15 protein-coding genes are annotated in these 19,437 nt (G+C 64.7%); 12 read left to right on the top strand and 3 right to left on the bottom strand.

All coding sequences use genetic code 11. The annotated features are described in order from the left end of the window. Positions 1 to 84: 84 nt before the first annotated feature. From ASD28_RS30670 to ASD28_RS30655, 4 genes are all read left to right on the top strand, one after another. Positions 85 to 1,413 (top strand): hypothetical protein, encoded by a 1,329-nt coding sequence (locus ASD28_RS30670; protein WP_156404025.1) that lies wholly within the window; start codon positions 85 to 87, stop codon positions 1,411 to 1,413. Between the two features lie 416 nt (positions 1,414 to 1,829). Next, positions 1,830 to 2,096: a hypothetical protein gene (locus ASD28_RS30665; RefSeq protein WP_156404024.1), complete on the top strand. Its 267-nt coding sequence runs from the start codon at positions 1,830 to 1,832 to the stop codon at positions 2,094 to 2,096. Positions 2,097 to 2,167: 71 nt separating this feature from the next. After that, on the top strand, positions 2,168 to 2,752 hold the full coding sequence (locus tag ASD28_RS30660) for a TetR/AcrR family transcriptional regulator (protein WP_056137359.1): 585 nt from the start codon (positions 2,168 to 2,170) through the stop codon (positions 2,750 to 2,752). Positions 2,753 to 2,846: 94 nt separating this feature from the next. Continuing rightward, entirely contained in the window at positions 2,847 to 3,353 is a 507-nt protein-coding gene (locus ASD28_RS30655) for a hypothetical protein (RefSeq protein WP_056137357.1), read from the top strand. A gap of 289 nt (positions 3,354 to 3,642) precedes the next feature. On the opposite strand, the gene ASD28_RS30650 is transcribed toward ASD28_RS30655, so the two are convergent. Next, a complete protein-coding gene (locus tag ASD28_RS30650) occupies positions 3,643 to 6,039 on the bottom strand; it encodes a TonB-dependent receptor (protein ID WP_056137356.1) in 2,397 nt (798 codons plus the stop codon). Positions 6,040 to 6,326: 287 nt separating this feature from the next. Further along, entirely contained in the window at positions 6,327 to 7,253 is a 927-nt protein-coding gene (locus ASD28_RS30645; RefSeq protein WP_056137354.1) for a LysR family transcriptional regulator, read from the bottom strand. A gap of 138 nt (positions 7,254 to 7,391) precedes the next feature. Here ASD28_RS30645 and ASD28_RS30640 point away from each other — a divergent pair, with 138 nt between their 5' ends. The 7 genes from ASD28_RS30640 (at position 7,392) to ASD28_RS30610 (ending at position 13,856) form a co-directional block, all read left to right on the top strand. Next, entirely contained in the window at positions 7,392 to 8,702 is a 1,311-nt protein-coding gene (locus ASD28_RS30640) for a cation:dicarboxylate symporter family transporter (protein WP_056137352.1), read from the top strand. 15 nt (positions 8,703 to 8,717) lie between these two features. Then, entirely contained in the window at positions 8,718 to 9,278 is a 561-nt protein-coding gene (locus ASD28_RS30635; RefSeq protein WP_056137350.1) for a carboxymuconolactone decarboxylase family protein, read from the top strand. A 10-nt stretch (positions 9,279 to 9,288) separates the two neighbouring features. Next, positions 9,289 to 10,119 carry an SDR family NAD(P)-dependent oxidoreductase gene (locus ASD28_RS30630; protein ID WP_056137348.1) on the top strand — a complete coding sequence of 277 codons (831 nt, stop codon included), beginning with the start codon at positions 9,289 to 9,291 and terminating at the stop codon, positions 10,117 to 10,119. Then, positions 10,119 to 10,946, top strand: coding sequence for an amidohydrolase (locus ASD28_RS30625; protein WP_056137345.1), 828 nt, complete (start codon positions 10,119 to 10,121; stop codon positions 10,944 to 10,946). The genes ASD28_RS30630 and ASD28_RS30625 overlap by 1 nt, the downstream gene beginning before the upstream one ends. Before the next feature lie 43 nt (positions 10,947 to 10,989). Further along, on the top strand, positions 10,990 to 11,784 hold the full coding sequence (locus ASD28_RS30620) for a substrate-binding domain-containing protein (protein ID WP_056137344.1): 795 nt from the start codon (positions 10,990 to 10,992) through the stop codon (positions 11,782 to 11,784). Between the two features lie 31 nt (positions 11,785 to 11,815). After that, positions 11,816 to 12,703: an alpha/beta fold hydrolase gene (locus tag ASD28_RS30615; protein ID WP_056137342.1), complete on the top strand. Its 888-nt coding sequence runs from the start codon at positions 11,816 to 11,818 to the stop codon at positions 12,701 to 12,703. An 85-nt stretch (positions 12,704 to 12,788) separates the two neighbouring features. Further along, entirely contained in the window at positions 12,789 to 13,856 is a 1,068-nt protein-coding gene (locus tag ASD28_RS30610; protein ID WP_056137340.1) for a porin, read from the top strand. 736 nt (positions 13,857 to 14,592) lie between these two features. On the opposite strand, the gene ASD28_RS30605 is transcribed toward ASD28_RS30610, so the two are convergent. Beyond that, the gene (locus tag ASD28_RS30605) at positions 14,593 to 15,837 is read right to left on the bottom strand and encodes an ROK family protein (RefSeq protein WP_082577682.1); all 1,245 of its coding nucleotides are present in this window, start codon (positions 15,835 to 15,837) and stop codon (positions 14,593 to 14,595) included. 503 nt (positions 15,838 to 16,340) lie between these two features. On the opposite strand from ASD28_RS30605, the gene ASD28_RS30600 reads away from it, so the two are divergent. Further along, entirely contained in the window at positions 16,341 to 19,409 is a 3,069-nt protein-coding gene (locus tag ASD28_RS30600) for a TonB-dependent receptor (protein WP_056137336.1), read from the top strand. Positions 19,410 to 19,437: the final 28 nt, after the last annotated feature.

Below are 19,437 nucleotides of genomic sequence, written 5' to 3'. Positions count from 1 at the left end.
CCCCTGCCGCATCATGCGGTTTCGGTGCGCCGGACGCCTGATGGCAGTGGGCGGCGCGTTACGTGATCGATAAGGAATCAACGGATGCTACAAGTTCAGTTTGCTTCGAAAAAACGTCGCGCGAATCTCGCGCTGGTCCTCGCCTTGTGGCACGAACTCATGGCGGAGTGGCATCCGGAAGAGCCGGAGCCGCTGCGCGCCCGCATGCCGCGCCGGTCCGCGAACGCGACCCTCTCGGCCTACCTGAACAGCGCGGCGTGGCCGGACATCACGCGCGAGCAGGCCGAACGGGCCTGCGGGTTCGACATCATCCTGCGGCTCGCTTCCGGGTTGATCGATACGAGTCACAGCACGGATGACTTCTTCACGCGCGCAGACAACGGCAAGTGGTTCCGGCCGGTCGACATGCCAAGCACGACGCGGAAAAAGCTGATTCGCGGGGTCGAGCTGACGCCGGAAGCCATCGCCACCTGGTCCGGCGCGAGCGACGACGAGCGCCGGCAGGCACTGGGAGAGGCGCGCCGGTTGCTGGAGTCGGACCTGGAGTCGCAAGGCATCCCGGTGCAATTGCTGCCGCACGCCGGCACGCCCGGCGCCGCGCCGTCCGTGCCGGCGTCGACGAACCCGTCCGCGCAGAGCCGGACAGGCTGTCTCGAAGCGCTCGTCAAGGACATCCACGAGCAGCCATTCCAGCGCGTCTACCGCAAGCGCCCGTTCGGCGCGCCCGTCAAAGGGTGGGACGACCGCCTGCGCGCCTACTTCTGGCCGGCGCCCGCGCAGGGTTACCGGGAGACCGCCGCGGGCATGCGGGACATCGCGCAGACGGCGCGTGCGCTGGCCGAAGCGCTGGCCGAACGTGGCGCGTGGGACGCGGACGAGCAGGCGCGCGCGGTCGCGCTGGCGCACGCCGTCTTCACGTGGGGCGGCGTACCGCAGGACCCGAAGACCGTCACCGCGAGCACGGTCCAGGACGTCGTGCGGGCCGCGCTCGACAACGACGCCGATGCGCGCGCACACATGAACAGCGGCTGGACCAAGGTCGCCGCCTTCGTGACGGACCACGTCGACGGCCTCGGGACGGGACGTCCGCAAGCGATCTGGGACAGCCGCGTGGCCACGTCCATCGTCGACCGCCTCGACGGGCTGCTTCCCGCGGGCGTTGAGCCAGCCACGCTGTTCCCCGGCGTCGGCACCGTGCCGGGGCGCGGCGGCACCCGTCCGCGCACGCTGTCCCGGCGCTGGCCGTCGGGCTACAAGACCTGGGCCGGCCAGGTCGCGGGCAGCCAGGTGGTGCGCGACATCCGTGACATCCTGAACAACGGCGCTTATCCGAAGATGCCCCTGCCGGACGGCGGCGCCGGGGCATGGACCACGCGCGGCGTCGAGATGGTGCTGTTCATGGACGGTTATTGACAGCCATGCCCCGATTGATCGAACGCATCGACGCGATCGCACGCAAACAGGGGCGCGACGTCCTCTACCTCGAGTTCCATCCGCAAGCGCCGGGCGAACGCAAAGGCCATGACTACACACGGGATCCGGTCCGTGCCGGCCGGGCTCGACCGGCACGCGGTGCATTGGGACGAATGCCGACCATGACGCGCCCGGCTTCCGGGAACGCTGGTTCGAGGACTTCTGACCGTCCGCGCTGCTATCGGAAATGCACGAGCGGACACCGACTGTACCAGTTGCACCACGTATCGTTGCAACGGCTGCCACGAATCTGCCCGCGCGTTCCAGATTTCATCCTGTCGGTCACCCGACTGCTGTACTCTGGGTGACTTCACCATTCGAGCCCGGATACGTTGATCATGCGAAACCAGATGAACATGCCAGACAGCGCCACGGCGCTCATGAACTATGTCGACGGTGCCGGCTGGACCGAACATGCGGAGGTCGTCGTGCAGATCATGATGTCGAGCGTGCATCCGGACATCGAGTCATCCATCGCGACGGTCGCATGTCTTCCGAATCACCTGCGGACGAACGTCGCCCATTTTCTGACCGAGATCCTCACGGGCGCCGTCGACAACGAACAGCGGCACGCCATTTTTTCGTGGACGCAGTGCTGGGCGCTGGCGAGCCTCGACCAATAACCGCCGCCGCATCGCACGACCGGCTTTGCCGGCGGTTGACAGCCTACCTACTAGAAGGTAATCTCACTGTCATGAACAAATCGCTCTCCACTGCCGACGATATCCTGGCCTGCGCACGTTCCCTGATCGTCGCCGGCGGTTACAACGGATTCAGCTATGCAGACATTGCCGAGGTCGTGGGCATCCGCAAGCCGAGCATCCACCACCACTTCCCGAGCAAACTCGACCTGGTGAAAACCCTCGTCATCCGGTACCGGGAAGCCGCCGAAGAAGGCATCGCCAATCTCGAGCGCGCCGTGCCGGGACCGCTCGATCAACTGCGCGCCTACATCGGCTACTGGAAAACCTGTATCGGCGACGCGAGCGCGCCGTTTTGCGTATGCGCCCTGCTGGCCAACGAATTACCGGTATTGCCGGAAGAGATCGCGCTCGAGATCCGTGCATATTTCCGCTTCCTGTCGGGCTGGCTCACGGCTGTCCTCGAGCGCGGCGCCGCGCTCGGCGTCGTGGCCCTGACCGACACGCCGCGCGTGGAAGCGGAAGCCTTCATGGCGACCGTGCACGGCGCCATGTTGTCGGCGCGCGCCTATGGCGATACCACCATCTTCGGGACCATCATGGACCCGCAACTGGCGCGCCTGTCAGCCGGAGCCTGATCGTACCGTATGTCCGGGTCCGGTGCGCCGGGCCCATTTTTTGCCATCGTCATCTACCAACTAGTAGGTCGGATTTCATTAAAGGAGTTTTAGCATGCCTCATCCCCTCTCGAACGTCGGCGCCATTCACACGGTATTGAGCCTGATCCCCATCGTCGCGGGCCTGCTCGCTTTCGTTCGCCAAGGCCGCATCGATCCAGCCAGCGGCCTGGGCAGGATTTACTGGGTGGGAATGATCCTGTCCGTCGTCACCGCCTTCGGCCTGTCGAGCACGGGCGGGTTCAATCCGGGGCATGCGCTCGGCCTGCTGACCTTGCTGGTAATGGCGTGCGCCACGGCCGCGCCCCGCATCGCCTTCCTGGGCCGTGCAGCCGGGTACCTGCAGGTCGGGCTGATGTCGTTCAGCTTCCTGCTGCTGCTGGTGCCGGGGACGAACGAGACGCTGAGCCGTCTCCCTGTCGGCCATCCGATCGGGCATGGCCCGGACTCGCCGCCCGTCAAGCTGGCGCTGGCCTGCGTGTTCGTGCTGTTCTTGCTCGGCACCGGTTACCAGATGTTGCGCCTGCGCCAGCGGCATGGAAAGCCAGCAACACTTCGGTAATTTTTACAGTCTAGGATGAGTCTGGCGGCGGCGCTATGCCAAGCCATTGAAACCAAAGCATATTTTTTCCTTGGCATGGACATTGCTGGTTACCCGGCAAAACAAAGCGCGACCAGCTGTTGCCCAGGAGACCATCATGAACTCGTCCGCGAACAACCCACCGATTCCCCTTTGGAGAATCAACCGGTCCGTACTGTTGGGCATGTGCCTGATTGCACTGACTGCCGTACTGTTTTACGGACCGGTTCTGTTGCTACTGTGGCGCGAGCTGGGGTGACGTTGAGCCTGCTTACAGCCGTCCACGCAGTTCGAGCGCGATCGCACGCGGCTTGCTCACATAGCTGTAAGGGGAGCCGACGACAGAACCGAGCGTGCTGATCGCAATCGTTTGCCGGTTGGCGAGATTCGTCACGACCGCACCCACGCCCCAGTTGCCGGACGGCGCCGTCCAGCCGAGGCGCACGTCGACTTTCTCGCGCGCCGCCCCGGTATCGACACTGCCGTCGGGGTTGCACGTTCCCTGCGCCCGCGTGTCGGCATTGCAGCGCCGTTCACCAATGTAGCCCAGCATCACGTTGAAGTCAGCCGTCCCGTTCCACAGCGGCCAGCGCGCGGTGGCGCCGGCACTGGCGCTCAGGCGCGGGGCGCCGGGCGGCTGGCCGTCCAGCCGGACACCGGACGGCGACACGTAGTGCGCATAGGTCTGGTCGAGGTAGGCCAGCGCGCCGTTCAGGCGCCAGATCCGGTTGAGCGTCCACTGCGCGCTCAGCTCGGCGCCCGTCGCGCGCTGGTCGCTGTTGACGACCTGGTAGCTGGGCACGCCGGCGCCGGCATTGGCCGGCACCAGGGTCAGGCTTTGCAGGTTGGTGTAGTCGTAATGGAAGATCGACGCTTCGTAGGACAAGCCCAGCGCACGCACCCGCCCCTTGATGCCGATCTCGGTATTCGTCACCAGCTCCTCGTCGTAATAGCCATTCACGCCGAGGGCATCGAAACCGCCGGCCAGATAGCCCTTGCTCCACGAGCCGTACACCATGTGGTCCCGCGTCAGGTGGCGGTCCAGCACGATGCGCGGGCTGAAGTTGTTCCAGCTCCTCGATGCGGGGAACGGGCTGGTGCTCGAAACGGTGTTGTTGAACTCGACGTTGCGTGCCACGACGGCCTGCAGCGATGCAGCCTGTTGCGGAGTCAGCAATCTCAGGGCGACAGCGGTCGGGAACAACTGTGCTTGCTGCATCACGGCGAGCCGAGCGTCGAGCTCGCTGGCGATACGCGGCGGGTTGTACCAGCTGAAGCGCTTGTCGTCGTGCGTCAAGCGGCCGCCGACCGTCAGGTTGGTGACCGGGCTCACATGCCAGAGCAGGTCGCCATACACGGCGTACGCGCGGTAGTCACCCTTGTCGTGGATGCTCTCGCGCCACGGCAAACCGGCGAGGCTCAGCCCTTGCAGCGCCGCGTTGCCGGTGGCACGGCCGATACCCTGGGCCAGGCCGGTCAGCGTGGCATAGGGCGCGCTGCCGGCGGCATGGCGAATCAGGGTGTCCAGCGACAGCGTCGTCAAGTCCACGTGTTGCGTCTGGGTGGCGCGCTCGCGATAGGCACTGACGCCGCCCACCCAGTCGAGCGCGCCGTTCTGTCCGCTCAGTTTGAATTCCTGCTGCCAGGTCGAGTTCGATTCGACGTTGCCGATGCCGATATACGCCGCCGGATTCACCGAGCCGTCGTTGTCCTGCCAGTTCTGCGTGTTGAAATGGCGGTAGGCGGTGATGCTGCTCAGTGTCGCATGGCGCAGCGGCGTCGTCACGCGCAGGGTGAGGCCGTCGAAGGTGCGCGCCTGCGCATTGGGCTCGGCGTCGTTGGCCAGCGGCTGCTTGCGCGGATCGACCCACGTCGCGGGCCCGCCGAAGTCGATCTTTCCGCCCGTGAGGGAAAACACCGGCGGGCCGGACACACGCATCACCCCGTGTTCCCAGCCGAGGATGGCGTCGGTGTCGTCGCGCCGCCAGCGCACGGTGGCGCGCAGGCCGCGCTCGCCATCGTCGCCCATGCGCTGCCCGTTGAAGGTGTTGCGGACCCAGCCGTTGTCACGCTGGTCGAGCGCCGAGATGCGCAGTGCCAGCCCCTCGGCCAGCGGGGTGTTGTAGAGCAGTTCGGTATGGACCGCCCCGCGGGTGCCGACCCGGACCAGTCCACTCGCTTCGATCCGCTCGACGGGATCGTTGGTGACAATGGAGATGACGCCTGCTGCCGCATTGCGTCCGAACAGCGTACCCTGCGGACCTTTCAGCACTTCGATCCGCTTGACGTCATTGAAGTTCAGCAGCGATCCGCCGGTCTTGCCGACATACACGGAGTCGGTGAAGATGCCGACCGGCGAGTCCGTGCCGATGCCGTAGTCCTCGGTGCCGACGCCACGCAGGAAAATGATCGGGCGGGTGGATTGCAACGGCTCGACCGACAGGCCGGGGACGAACGCATCCATGCCGGCCAGGTTGACCACGCCGACATCCCTGAGCGCGCTGCCGGCCAGCGTCTGCACGGCGATCGGCACGTTCTGGATGTCCTGGCTGCGGCTCTGCGCGGTGACCGTGACCACCGGCATGACATCCTGCGCGCGACAGGCGTCCGGCACGCCCGCTGCCGCAACGGCGGTGGTCAGTGCAAGCTTGACGGCATGCCGGTTCATCCCCCGACGCAACTTCCGCTGACTCGATTTCATTATTGCCCCGTGAAACATTCTATCAATGCGATATCGTGATCACATCGGCAGACCTTGGCAAGACCAATCGAGCGCTTTGCTGCATGTTTTTCTCAGGCAGGCCCGCCCTGGCCCGCCTTCTTCGCATATTGGGCGGGGACGCTCGAGCGCCTATACCAGACTGTTCGCAAGCATTCGACCACGCGCAGACATGCAAGAATCGCGGAGCAGGATATGGCAGACCAGCGAAATGAAACGGTCGGACGCCTTACCGCCTACGCCCAGATAACGTCGTTTCTCCAGGCCTCGCTCGCAATGAGCGATTGCAGTTTCTCCTGCAGCATCGTCGACCATGCCTCGACCAGCCTGGATGGCCGGTTCTCGCGCAGCGTCGTAATGGCCACGGTCGACCGGATCGAAGGGCGTTCGATGGCGTGGGCGACGACATCGCCCCGCGCCACCTCGTCCTTGATCGCGACTTGCGTCAGGATCGAATAGCCCACTCCCGCCTTCACCAACTGCTTGGTCAGGGCCACGCTGTCGACTTCGATCTCGACCCGCAGCCGCACGCCATGCTGGATCGCGGCCTGCTCCACAAGGCGGCGATTGCTGTGGGGTAGCCCAGGGAGAATGAGAGGTATGTCCGCGAGATCCCGGATGTGGTAACTGGGCTTTCGTCCCGCGTCGCCAGCCGGACCGATCAATATCATGGGCTCGCTGAACAATGGACGGACATTGAATGCATCGAGAAGCGGCTGGTTGTACACGACCGCCAGGTCGACCCGCTTGTCGAGCACCCACTCCTGCAATGAACTGCTGAGCCCTTCGCGCAGGTGCAACGTCACGCGCGGCCAGCGTGCGCGGAAGTCCTTGATCAGGTCGGCCCCGATCAGTGCCCCGATCGTCGGCGGCAGCCCCACTGCGAGATGCCCACCCTCCTCGTCCGCGCTGGCACGGACCTGCTCGCCGGTCTCGTTCACCATGTGCGTGATCATCTCGGCCCGTTCCAGCAGCCTGGCACCGGCGGCGGTCAGGCGCACGCCGCGGCCATGGCGGATCAGCAACGGTACGCCGATTTCGCCTTCCAGCTTGGCGATCTGCCGGCTCAACGCAGGCTGGGCAATGTAGAGCTCGGACGCCGCACGGCTGAAGCTCCCCGACCGCGCCACGTGAATGAAGCTCCTGAGTTCTCGTATATCCATATCCAACGCCAGCCATGCCGAAGAAGCATAGGATCATATATTCATACGGTCTTTGTCAAAGTTTTTACATGAACCTATGCTTCATACAAATAGCAAACCACTCAAAACAAGCCGCCATCGGCGACCTTAGGAGACGTGATGAAACAACTGAAGAAACTGCATGTGCAGGTATTGATCGGGCTGGCGTGCGCCGTCGTGCTCGGTCTCTTGGCGCCCGCCACCGCCATCGCGATGAAACCGCTGGGACAGGGCTTCATCGCATTGCTGAAGATGATGCTGGCACCGATCATCTTCTGCACCCTGGTCCAGGGCCTCGCCCACGTCAAGGACATGCGCAAGCTGGGACGGCTGGGATTGAAATCCCTGGTCTACTTCGAAGTCGTCAGCACGGTCGCGATGATCATCGGTTTCGTGTTCGTGAACGTCTTCGAACCCGGCGCGGGACTGCATGCGACGAACATGGTCGAAAGCGCCGACGCCCTGAAGGCGACGGCCGGCGCCGGCCAGATCTCCGCGGTCAACTACCTGCTGGGCCTGATTCCGCACACGCTCGTGGACGCATTCGCCAAGGGCGACATCGTGCAGGTCCTCATCATTTCTATCCTCGCCGGACTGGCCCTGAACGTCTCGGTCGGCGCCGACTCTACCCTCTTGCGCGGCATCGACGAAGCGCAGGCCGTCCTGTTCAAGATGCTGGCGTTCATCATGAAGCTGGCGCCGCTGGGGGCGTTCGGCGCCATGGCGGCCGCGATCGGCAGCTACGGCGGCATGACGCTCGTGTACCTGTTGAAAGTCATCGTCGTCTACTACGGTGCATCGCTGGTGTTCGTGTTCGGCGTCCTGAGCTCGATCAGCTGGATGATCGGCCTGCCGTTCTTCGGCGTGCTGAAACTGATCCGCGACGAGATCCTGCTGATCTTCGGCACCGCGTCCAGCGAAGTCGCCTTCCCGCGCCTGCTCGAAAAACTGCAGCGCGCCGGTTGCGACGAGGTCGTCGTCGGCTTTGTCCTGCCGGCCGGCTACAGCTTCAACCTGGACGGCACGTCCATCTACATGGCGATCGCGATCGGCTTCATCGCACAGGCGACGGACACGCCGTTCTCGCTCTGGCAGCAGCTGGGCCTGCTCGCCATCCTGAGCCTGACCTCGAAGGGCGGCACCACGGTGGCCGGCGGCGCGTTCGTGAAACTCGCGGCGACCCTGCAATCGGTACGCACGCTGCCGCTCGGCGGCCTCGGCCTGCTGTTCGGCATCGACCGCGTGATGGCGACCGCCACCGCCCTCGTCAACGTCGTCGGCAACACGATCGCGGTCTTCGCCATCTCGCGCTGGGAGAACGGCTTCGATGCGGATGCGTTTGCCCGCGAGACGGGAACGCGTGCGCGCCGCACCCGCCTGCAGCCGGACAAGGCCGCGGCGCAATCCCAGCCGGCCCAATCGAACATCTGACACCAAGGAACCACCATGCCACGCATTTCGCCTATCGATCCCGAGCGTCTCGACGCCGCGCAGCGCGCCGTCCACGACGCCATCGCCAGCGGCCCGCGCAAGGGCGTCCGCGGCCCGCTCGCGGTGTGGCTGCACCGCCCGCAGCTTGCCGACCGCGCCCAGGCGCTGGGCCGCTACTGCCGCTACGACAGCAGCCTGCCGCCGCGCCTGTCCGAACTCGCCATCATGCTGATGGGCCGCCACTGGCTCGCCGAATACGAGTGGGCCGCGCACAAGCCGTTCGCGCTGGAAGCCGGCGTGTCCCCGGAGGTGCTCGATGCGATCCGCGACGGCCGCGCGCCGGCCTTCACGAAGCGTGACGAAGCCTTGATCCACGCGTTCATGCAGCAGCTCCATGAACGCCGCGCCATCGACGACGCGCTGTATGCCGACCTCGAACGCGAAATCGGCCGCGACGCCCTGGTGGACCTGGTCGGCGTGGCCGGCTACTACACGCTGATCTCGATGACGATCAAGGTCTTCGAGGTGCCGCCGCCCGCCGGCGCCGCACCGGAACTCCCTACCTCCACGAATTAAGGAAAGCAGCATGGAAACTTCAACCGCACACCCGTCCACGGCGCCGGGACGCCTGAACAACAAGGTCGCCATCGTCACCGGCGCCGGCTGCGTCGGCCCGGGCTGGGGCAACGGCCGCGCCGTCGCCGTGCTGTTCGCGCAGGCGGGCGCAAAGATCTTCGCCGTGGACAAGAGCGCGGAAGCGATGGAGGAGACCGTCCGACGCGTCCGTGAAGCCGGCGGCACGATCACGGCGCACACGTGCGACGTCACCGACAGCGCCGCCGTCGAGGCCATGGTCGCCGCGTGCCAGGCCGAATACGGCCGCGTCGACATCCTGGTCAACAACGTGGGCGGCTCGGCGGCCGGCGGTCCGGTCGCGCTGTCGGAAGACAAATGGGATGCGCAGGTCGCCTTCAACCTGAAGAGCGTATTCCTGACCTGCAAGCACGTGCTGCCCGTGATGGAAGCGCAGGGCTGCGGCGCCATCGTCAACACGGCGTCGACCTCCGGCATCCGCTGGACCGGCTCCGCGCAGGTTGCGTATGCCGCGTGCAAGGCCGGCGTGATCCAGCTGGGCAAGGTCGTCGCCGTCGAGTATGCAAAAAAAGGCATCCGCGTGAACACGGTCGTGCCGGGCCAGTTGCATACGCCGATGGTCGAAGTCCGCCTGGCCGGCCAGCGCAGCGGCGGCGACGTCGACAAGCTGCTGGACAGCCGGCTCGCGCGCATCCCCCTCGGCTTCATGGGCGACGGCCGGGATACCGCCAACGCGGCGCTGTTCCTCGCGTCCGACGAAGCGCAATTCATCACCGGCACCGAAATCATCGTCGATGGCGGCATGACCGCAAGGTGCGACTGATGGTCCGGCTCGCGCTCACCGGCGGCCCGTGGGACTGCCACACCCATATCTATGGACCGTGGGACGCGTTTCCCCTGCCCGCCACGGCCGCGTACCGGCCGGCAGCGGCGCCCATGACCGAGCTGCTGGCGATGCACGAACGGCTCGGGATCGGCCACGGCGTGCTGGTGCAGGCGGCCTGCTACCAGTCGGACCACAGCGCGCTGCTGGCGGCGCTCGCGGCGACGGATGGACGCTACCGCGGCGTGGCGCTCATCGACGAGACCATGGATGACGCCGACCTGCGCTCGCTGCACGACGGCGGGGTCCGCGGCGTGCGCTTCAATTTCATGGGACACCTGCCCGGCGAACGCGACCTCGACCGGTTGCGCAGCGTCGCCGAACGGGTGCGCCCCCTGGGCTGGCATGCGCTGCTGCACGGACAGCTGGCGCAAGTCCTGCCGGTCCTCGACGCCTGGCGCGACCTCGACATGCCGCTCGTGATCGACCACATGGCGCGCCAGGATGCGACGCGCGAATGGGACGAGCCCGCCCTGAAGCGGCTGGAACGCCATCTTGCGCATCCGCAGCGGTGGCTCAAGCTGTCCGGCGTCGACCGCGCGATGCAGGGCGCGCCGGCGCCGTGGCCCGCCGCGCTGCCGCTCGCCCGACGCCTGCTCGCCGCCGCGCGGCAGCGCGCGATCTGGGGCACGGACTGGCCGCACCCGAACATCCAGGGCCCCGTGCCCGACGACGGCCAGCTGCTCGACTTCCTGGTAGAGGTCTGCGGCGACGCGGCGACCGCACAGGCCGTACTGGTGGATAACCCGAAGCGGCTGTATTTCTGACCACACGATTGCATCAATCAAATAACGACAAGGAGACGATGGAATGAACAAATCAAGTAACCGTGCTTGTGCGACAGCCCTGCTTGCCCTCGGCTGTTCGGGATTGTTGTCGACCACGGCGCAGGCCGCCGACATCCATGTCCTCGCCACGGGCGCGCTGTCGGCGGCGTTCAGGCAACTCGGCCCCGACTTCGAGAAGAAGTCCGGCCACCATCTGGTGGTGTCGTGGGGCCCGTCCTACGGTAGCTCGCCCGATGCGCTGCCCATGCGCATCCAGGCCGGCGAAGCGATGGACGCGTGCTTCATGATCAAGGCGGCGATGGCCGATCAAATCAAGCAAGGCAAGCTGCTGCCCGCGACCGCCGTCGACCTGGCCGAGTCGCGCGTCGGCGTCGCCGTACGCGCGGGCCTGCCCCGGCCGGACATTGCGTCGGTCGACAGCCTGCGCGCCACGCTGCTCGCGGCGAAGTCGGTCGCGTTTTCCGAGGGCGCGAGCGGCAAGTACATCGTCGGCACCCTGTTCCCCGAGCTCGGCATTGCCGACGCGATGAAGGCGAAAAGCGTACCCATCCACGGACGCGAACTGGTCGGCACGGCCATCGAACGCGGCGACGCCGACCTCGGCCTGCAGCAGATCAGCGAGCTGCGCGCCATTCCCGGCATCCAGTACGTCGGTCCGCTCCCGGAAGCCGTGCAAAAGGTCAGCGTCATCGCCGCGGCGATCGGCAAGGACGCCAGGGAGCGCAAGGCCGCCGAAGCCTTCCTCGCCTACCTGAAGACGCCGGAGGCCGCAGCGACGTTCGTGAAGACGGGACTCGACCCGATCGGCGCGAAATAAAACGAATAACCACGACAGACAGGAGACTCACATGAAACTTCGCAAGCTCAGCTACGCATTCGTCCTCGCCGCAACCTTGTCGGCATGCGCGTTCGCCGGCACCGCCGGCACGGCGGATCATCAACTCGTCAAGTACGGCAACGTGCAGATCGACGTGATGCGCCAGGGACAAGGCCCCGTCATCGTGATGCTGCCGTCGCTCGGTCGCTCGGTGCGGGACTACGACCAGGTCGCCGAGCGACTGGTGGCGGACGGGTTCCGCGTGCTGCGTCCCGAACCGCGCGGGATCGGACTCAGCAAAGGTCCGATGGAGAATCTCAGCGTGCACAATTTCGCGAAGGACGTCGCCGCCGTGATCGAGCACGAGAACAAGGGACCGGTCGTGGTGGTCGGCCATGCCTGGGGCAACTTCGCGGCGCGCCAGCTGGCGGCCGACCGGCCCGACCTCGTGCGCGGCGTCGTCGTCGCGGCCGCGTCGGCCGGCAAGGTGCCGCCCGGGTCCAACGAAAAACCGATCGGCCCGGAGATGCGCAAGGCCATCGACGGCCCCTCCGACATGAAGCTGCCGGAAGCCCAGCGCATCGAATACTTGCGCAAGGCCTTCTTCGCGCCCGGTCACGACCCGCGCGTGTGGCTGACCGGCTGGCACTCGGAAACGCACGAGGCCGAATCGCACGCGCGCAACACGACGCCGGTCGACGATTACTTCGCGGCCGGCACGGCCCCCATCCTCGACCTCCAGGCCGAAAACGACGCCGTGGCGCCGCGGCGCTTTTCCCAGGTCCTGAAGAACATGCTGGGCGACCGGGTCACCGTCGTCGTCATTCCGAATGCCGGCCATGCGCTGGCGCCCGAACAGCCGCAAGCCATGGCCGACGCGATCGCCGCGTTCGCGCACCGGGTCTTCGCAAACAAATAAACGCTACCCGCTCGCATGCGGCATCGGATCGCCCGGCGTGCAAGCCGGGCGAACGCCACTCCTTTACCTGTTCGGTCAATACCAAATGAAAAAGCAGATCATCGCATCGGGACTGCTCGTCCTGGTGGGCGGCACGTCGTCCGCGCAAAGCAATGTCACGCTGTACGGGATCGTCGACGTCGGTCTACGTTACGGAAACGCCACTACGTCGAACGCCAACACGCCTTCAGTTGGATCGGGGCAGCAACGGGCGTCGCGCTTCGGCTTTCGCGGCACCGAGGAGCTGGGCGGCGGACTTTCGGCCAGCTTCCAACTGGAAAGCGGCTTCAACGCCGACGACGGCACACTGGGCTACGGCAACCGTCTCTTCGGCAGGCAATCGTGGGTCGGGCTGAACGGCGGATTCGGTTCGATCCGCTTCGGCAGGCAGACGACCGCGGTCTACGACGTGCTGTTCACGGTCGATCCGTTCGTCATCAACGGCACCGGCAACGCGCAACGGGTGTTCGCCTACGGCCTCGGAAAAGCCGATCCACTGTCCCGGGCAGACAATGCGGTCACGTACAGCATCCGACTGCACAACGGCATCGGGTTCTACGCCGGCCACGCGTTCGGCGAAAAGGCTGGGAGCTTCGCCAGCAACAGCAGCGACTTCGCTTCGGTATCGTACGTGGCGGGCGCGTGGAATGTACGCGCGGCGTACCAGCATGCCGACGGCGTCGACCTCGGCGCGGCATCGACGCCGCTGGGTGCCCTGGTCGGCCCAGCACATCTGGGATCCGCGAACGTCAACGTGAAAAGCGCGGTCGTCGGCGCCGTCTACGATCTCGGGCCGGTCAAGTTCCACGGCATTTATGGCGATACGCGCATCGGCAATGGCGGCGCGCTGGCGATGCGCAGCTACATGACCGGGGTGACCGTCGGCGCCGGGCGCGGCACGATGTGCGCATCGTGGAATCGCAACGACATCCGGGAGTTCCGCAACGGGGTCTCCGACCAGTACGCTCTGGACTACACCTACCCGCTCAGCAAACGGACATTTCTCTATGCGGCGTCCGGCTATACGAAGAACGGTGGCGGTGTGCGCCTGAACTCGGCAAGAAACGGCTTCAGCGGACGTGAGGTAGAGACTGGAGTACGTCACACGTTCTGATATGGGCTATCGGAGCTGAAGTGGCACATCGATGACCGACGTACGCATGCCTGAAGGCTGCGATGCGTAAACGAGCGAAGTTCACTGGTGACGTAGATCAGTGCCAATGCGCTGATCTGAAAGAATGCTGGAGGCGAGGACGGGAGTCGAACCCGTCCAGACGGCTTTGCAGGCCGTTTTGGCTCTTACAAATCAAAGAGTTAGCTCAGCACCACACTTTGCACCACATGAGTTCGTCGCATTCGAGGTGCAGAGCGCCGTCTACCATCGACTTTTACTTGACATCCCCAGGCGTGGCTTCGGCCTGCGCTTCGTTCGCGACTTGCTTGGCAAGCTGCATGGCGGCTTTAACTGCAAGCGTCTACGATCCCTGCTTCGACACCGCCAACGCGATATTCACGCAGCAATTACGGCTCGACTATTACTCTAGACCGGAGCAGGGTCGATCGGATCGCGCCGGTAAACGTAAGGTCCCGGCAAGGCATACATACCTAATCCCTACCTCGATCAGTGTCTGTAGTCTTAGAGAGCCGACCTCTGCCATCTCGTTCAGCACGATTCCAAGCTCCACCGCGACTGGTCCAGTCTGTCACATCATGAGTTCGGCCGGCGAACGGAGTTAGGGGCCAAACGGCTCAGCGATGGGCAAGCTGCCGCCCGGTCGAGCATCTTGATCATCGTTCCGCGTACCCGCAGCACAGCCGTATGTAATTGCGGAGGCATCGGCCTTCCTAATCTAGCGCGCCAGGCCCAGTTCGCCATTGGTCGCCCGCGCCTGGCGCCCCGTTTTGTCGGCCCGCCGCGCCATGCTCTGCAGGTCGAGCGGGCGCGTGAGCCGGTGGCGCGCCAGCGCCGCGCCGCCTACCGCGACCACGTCCGCACCGAAGCGCGAAGTGCGGATTTCCGGCGCGGTCAGCATCGCGGCATCCGCGTACTCGCCCAGCACCCGCCGCGCCGGCTCGATCAGCGTGTCGCCCAGCCGCACTGCCGGTCCGCCGATGACGATCGCCATCGGGTCGAAGCTGGCCCAGAGGTTGTTGAGCAGGACGCCGAGCTGGCGGCCGGCTGCGTCCACTGCGGCGCAGGTGGCGGGGTCGCCGTCGACCACGCGGCGGAACAGCCGGTCCAGCGCGGGATGGCTGGGCAGTTCGGTGCCTAGCAGCGCGCCGAGGCCGATCAGGGCATCGGCGCAGCCGCGCCTGCCACACGAGCACAGCGGCCCGCCGGCCTGCAGGATCGCGTGGCCCGCTTCGCCGGCAAAGCCGTGCAGGCCGGTCAGCAAGCGGTCGTTGACGATCACGCCGGCGCCCACGCCATAGCCGATTGACAGATAAATCAAGGGATCGGTGCTGGCCTGGTCGGCGAATTCGAACTCGCCCAGCGCGGCGACGTTCGCCTCGTTCTGCACGTACAGCGGCAGGCCGTCCAGCGGCGAGCCCTTGGCGTGGGCCTGGACGATCCCGGCCACGTCCACGTTACGCCAGCCGAGGTGGGGCGCGTGGTGCAGCAGGCCCAGCGCCTCGTCGACGGCGCCGTGCAGGCCGATGCCCACGCCGAGAACGGGGCGCCCGAGCCGTTTCGCCAGCTTCGCGAGCGCGAGCGCGGCCAGCCGGATGCACGACGTGGGGTCGCCCGGATCCTCGTACGTGAGGATGCGCGTGTCGAGGACTTCGCCCAGCAGGTTCGTCGCGACGACGCGGGCTTCGTCCACGCCCAGTTCGGCACCGAGCAGGGCCAGGCGCGACGGATCGAGATGCAACGGCGTGGCACGCCGGCCGACTTCGCCCGTCACGAGCAGCTCGCTTTCGATGAGCCAGCCTTCGTCGACCAGTGCGCGCACGAGCAGGCTGATGCCGGCCTTGGTCAGGCCCAGCACGTCGGCCAGCGCCGCGCGCGACAGCCCGGGCTGGGTGCTCACCTGGCGTACGACGGCCATGCGGTTCAGTTGTTTGAGGAGTTGCTGGTCACCGGTAACTTGCATGGGGTAAGAAAATCAAGTGGTTGTGATGATTATGCAACGGGTTGGAAAAATTTGTTGATCATGCAAAATGCATATTTGCAACATCTTTCCTGTCTCGCAACGCGAAGTCTCACGGCCTGGTCATCCTCATCGTATTGGATGAAGTGATTGATTTAATTATGAAATCGATTTCTCGCGTACGTACCGACATCAACGTACGTATGTTACGTAATCCCCGCTTTCACAATCAAACTGAGTCCCGCCGCGGTGCACCGACGCTCATTGTTGGGGCAAACGTTTGGTTTGATCGATTGACCAAAATATTTAGTGTCATTAATCTACGGGAAATGATGTCCGCTATCAATGATAAATGAGGCAACAAAGCGACGGCTGCCGCAGCCGCTGCAGCGGACAACAGACCCGCCGGCAATGACCCGATGCGGGCCGCCAGGTTGTAGCACCACCAGCACGGACGCCGCCGCCCGTCGGGTCCGGCGTTTTTTCGAGAGACGAGAGGAGACATAGTGCAACACACCAAGAGGGTTTTTTCCCATCACCTGAACACCAGGCATCGCCTGATCAGCCTCGCCGTTGCGAGCGCCTGTGCCGGCCTGGTTGCGCCGGCCCATGCGCAGGATATGGGCGCCGCCAACGGCATCGCCGCGCCGACCGACCAGACGGGGTCCACGCCCGCGCAGGGCGTCGCGACGAATACCGTCGTGGTGACCGGTATCCGGGCCAGTATGCAGTCGACGCTGAACCTGAAGAAGAACTCCGATGGTATCGTCGACGGTATCGTCGCTGAAGACATCGGTAAATTCCCGGACACGAACCTGGCCGAGTCGCTGCAGCGCATCACCGGCGTGTCTATCGACCGTCAAAATGGCGAAGGCCAGAAGATCACGGTGCGCGGCATGGGCCCCGACTTCAACCTGGTGCTGTTGAATGGCCGTCAAATGCCGACGGCTGACCTGAACGACGCGAACGGCCGCTCGTTCTCCTTCGACAACCTGGCGTCGGATGCCATTTCGCAGCTGCAGGTCTACAAGACCAGCCGCGCCCAGGATCCGTCCGGCGGCATCGGCGCCACGGTCAACATCATGACCGCGCGTCCTTTCGACCAAAAGGGCACCGTGGCGAGCGTTGGCGTCAAGGGCGTGGTGGACCAGTCGAGCCAGAACCTGCCCGACTTGCTGAAGGGTAAGCGCGTTACGCCTGAAGTTTCCGGCATCTTCAGCACCGTCACCAAAGATGGCATGTGGGGCTTTAGCGGCAACGCCAGCTACTCGAAGCGCGACTCGGGCTTGAATCGTGCCCAGATCGCCAATGGCTGGATCGGCCCCTACAAAGGTTCGGATGTGATTGACGGCTCGACCTTGCCGCAGCCCGGTGCGCCCGTCGGCAGCGTAACGAACCGTCCAGGTCCGAACGATCTGTATGAGCGCCCACAAAACTTTGGTTACCAGGTCAACGGTCTCGAGCGCGAGCGTGTCAATGGCCAGGCCGTGCTGCAATTCCGTCCGGTCAAAGAACTGACCGCAACCCTCGACTACACCTTCGCGCAGAACAAGCTGCACACCCGCCGCGCCGAGATGAGCGTCTGGTTTGCCCAAACCCCGACCTCGACCAGCACCTGGCCGGGCGGCAGCAACCAGGCACCGTTGACTTACTCCGAGGTGTACAACACGCCGCAGGATATGTCGGTCATCTCAGCCGACTATGCCACCAAGAACACCCTCAATTCGGTCGGCTTCAACACGGTCTGGAAACCGCAGTCCGGCCTGAGGTTCACACTCGACGCCCACTCGTCGAGCGCCGAATCGAAAGCCGACAGCCCATGGGGCAGCAGCAATCAGCTGAGCAACGCCAGCTTCAGCCGCGGCAGAACCTCGATCGACTTCACCCACGAGCTGCCGATCCTGGGCATTGACGGCACGAACGTGGCCGCCGAGCCGATCCAGGCAACCGGTTCGCAGTTCTCCAACACCTACGTCAAGTCGACCGTCAAGCAGTTGCAGTTGAGCGGCGAGTGGAAGGTGGCCGACGCGTCGAACCTGAACTTCGGTGTCGGCTATACCGACGTGAAAAACCGCTCGACCTCATCGCTCGTGCAGAACAACGGATGGTCGGGCTTGACGAGCAAGAACGACTATCCCGCCAGCCTGTTCCAGAAGAGCGACACCGCCAGCTACTTCGACCAGTTCGGTGGCGCCGGCGCGGCCGGCATGTTCAGGGACTTCTACACGGCCGATTTCGGCGCACTGCGCGCGGCAACCGCCGCCGCCGCCACCAAGCCTGGCTATGTCAGTAACGACGGTCTGAAAACGCAAGCAAGCTTCCTGCCGAATTTCGCCACGACCGACAGCGACCAGCGTCTGGAGGAAAAAACGACGACGGCCTACGTGGCCTTGAGCCAGGACTGGGAGCTGGCCATTCCGGTCCACACCTCGGTCGGCCTGCACTTCGAAAAAACCAAGGTCACTTCGGTGGCCCAGGTGCTCCCGGCGACGGGCGTGACCTGGATTTCGCAGAATGAGCTGCCGCTGACCTTTGCCGGTACCGCCTACTCGACCACGCATGGCTCCTATAGCAACGTGTTGCCAAACGTGAATGCCGACTTCGACGTGACCTCGAACTTCAAGGTGCGCGCCGGCGCCGGCGTCACCATCAGCCGCGCCCGTTACAACGAGCTGCAGGGCGGCCTGAACATCGGCACCGGTTCCGACTACTATCTGGGTGGCACTGCTGCGACGGGTAATCCGAGCCTCAAACCGGTGAAGTCGAAGAACCTGGACTTGTCTTTCGAATGGTACTTCACCAAGCACAGCGTCGCCTCGCTGGGTCTGTTCAACAAGAAGTTGACTGACTACACTGCCCAGAGCCAGGTCCTGGAAAACCAGTACGGCATCCATACCCCGATCGGCGGCGGGTACTATAAAGCTGCCCTGGCGACTGGTGGTTGCACCGTTGCGGACACCAACTGCATCCGTAACTACATTCTCAACACCTACAACGGCCAGCCTGGCGTCACGAAGACCGGTGTGAACTCCGTTGGCAATGCCACCGGTGTGATCACGGGCATCCCGAGCGACCCGCTGATGCAGTTCAGGACCTCCAGCTTCGTGAACGCGAATCCGGCCAGCTTGCATGGCGCCGAATTGGCCGTTCAGCATATGTTCGGCGAGACCGGCTTTGGCGTTCAGGCGAACTACACCTACGTGACCTCGCCGTTGAAATACAAGAACGACCAAACCACCGATCAGTTCGCAATCCTGGGGCTGAGCAATTCGGCCAACCTGGTGGGTATTTATGAAAACTTTGGTTGGACGGTACGGCTTGCCTACAACTGGCGCGACTCCTTCCTGGCCTCGAAGACCGATGGCGGCGGCCACCTGGATCCGGTGTACACCAAGGCCTATGGTCAGACCGACCTGAGCGTGGGCTATGCCGTGACCAAGAACCTGAACGTGCTGTTCGAAGGGATCAATCTGACCAATTCGACGCAACGCCAGTATGGCCGCACCCAGGCCCACTTCCTGAACGCAACCCAAACCGGCCCGCGTTACATGGTCGGCGCACGTTACACGTTCTGATTGCTGAAGTCGGCACTTGATAAGTGAG

Source organism: Massilia sp. Root133, assembly GCF_001426525.1.
GTDB classification, from domain to species: Bacteria; Pseudomonadota; Gammaproteobacteria; order Burkholderiales; family Burkholderiaceae_D; genus Telluria; species Telluria orientalis.
Note: the sequence above shows the minus strand (reverse complement) of the source record. Positions and strands in the feature narration are given on the sequence as shown.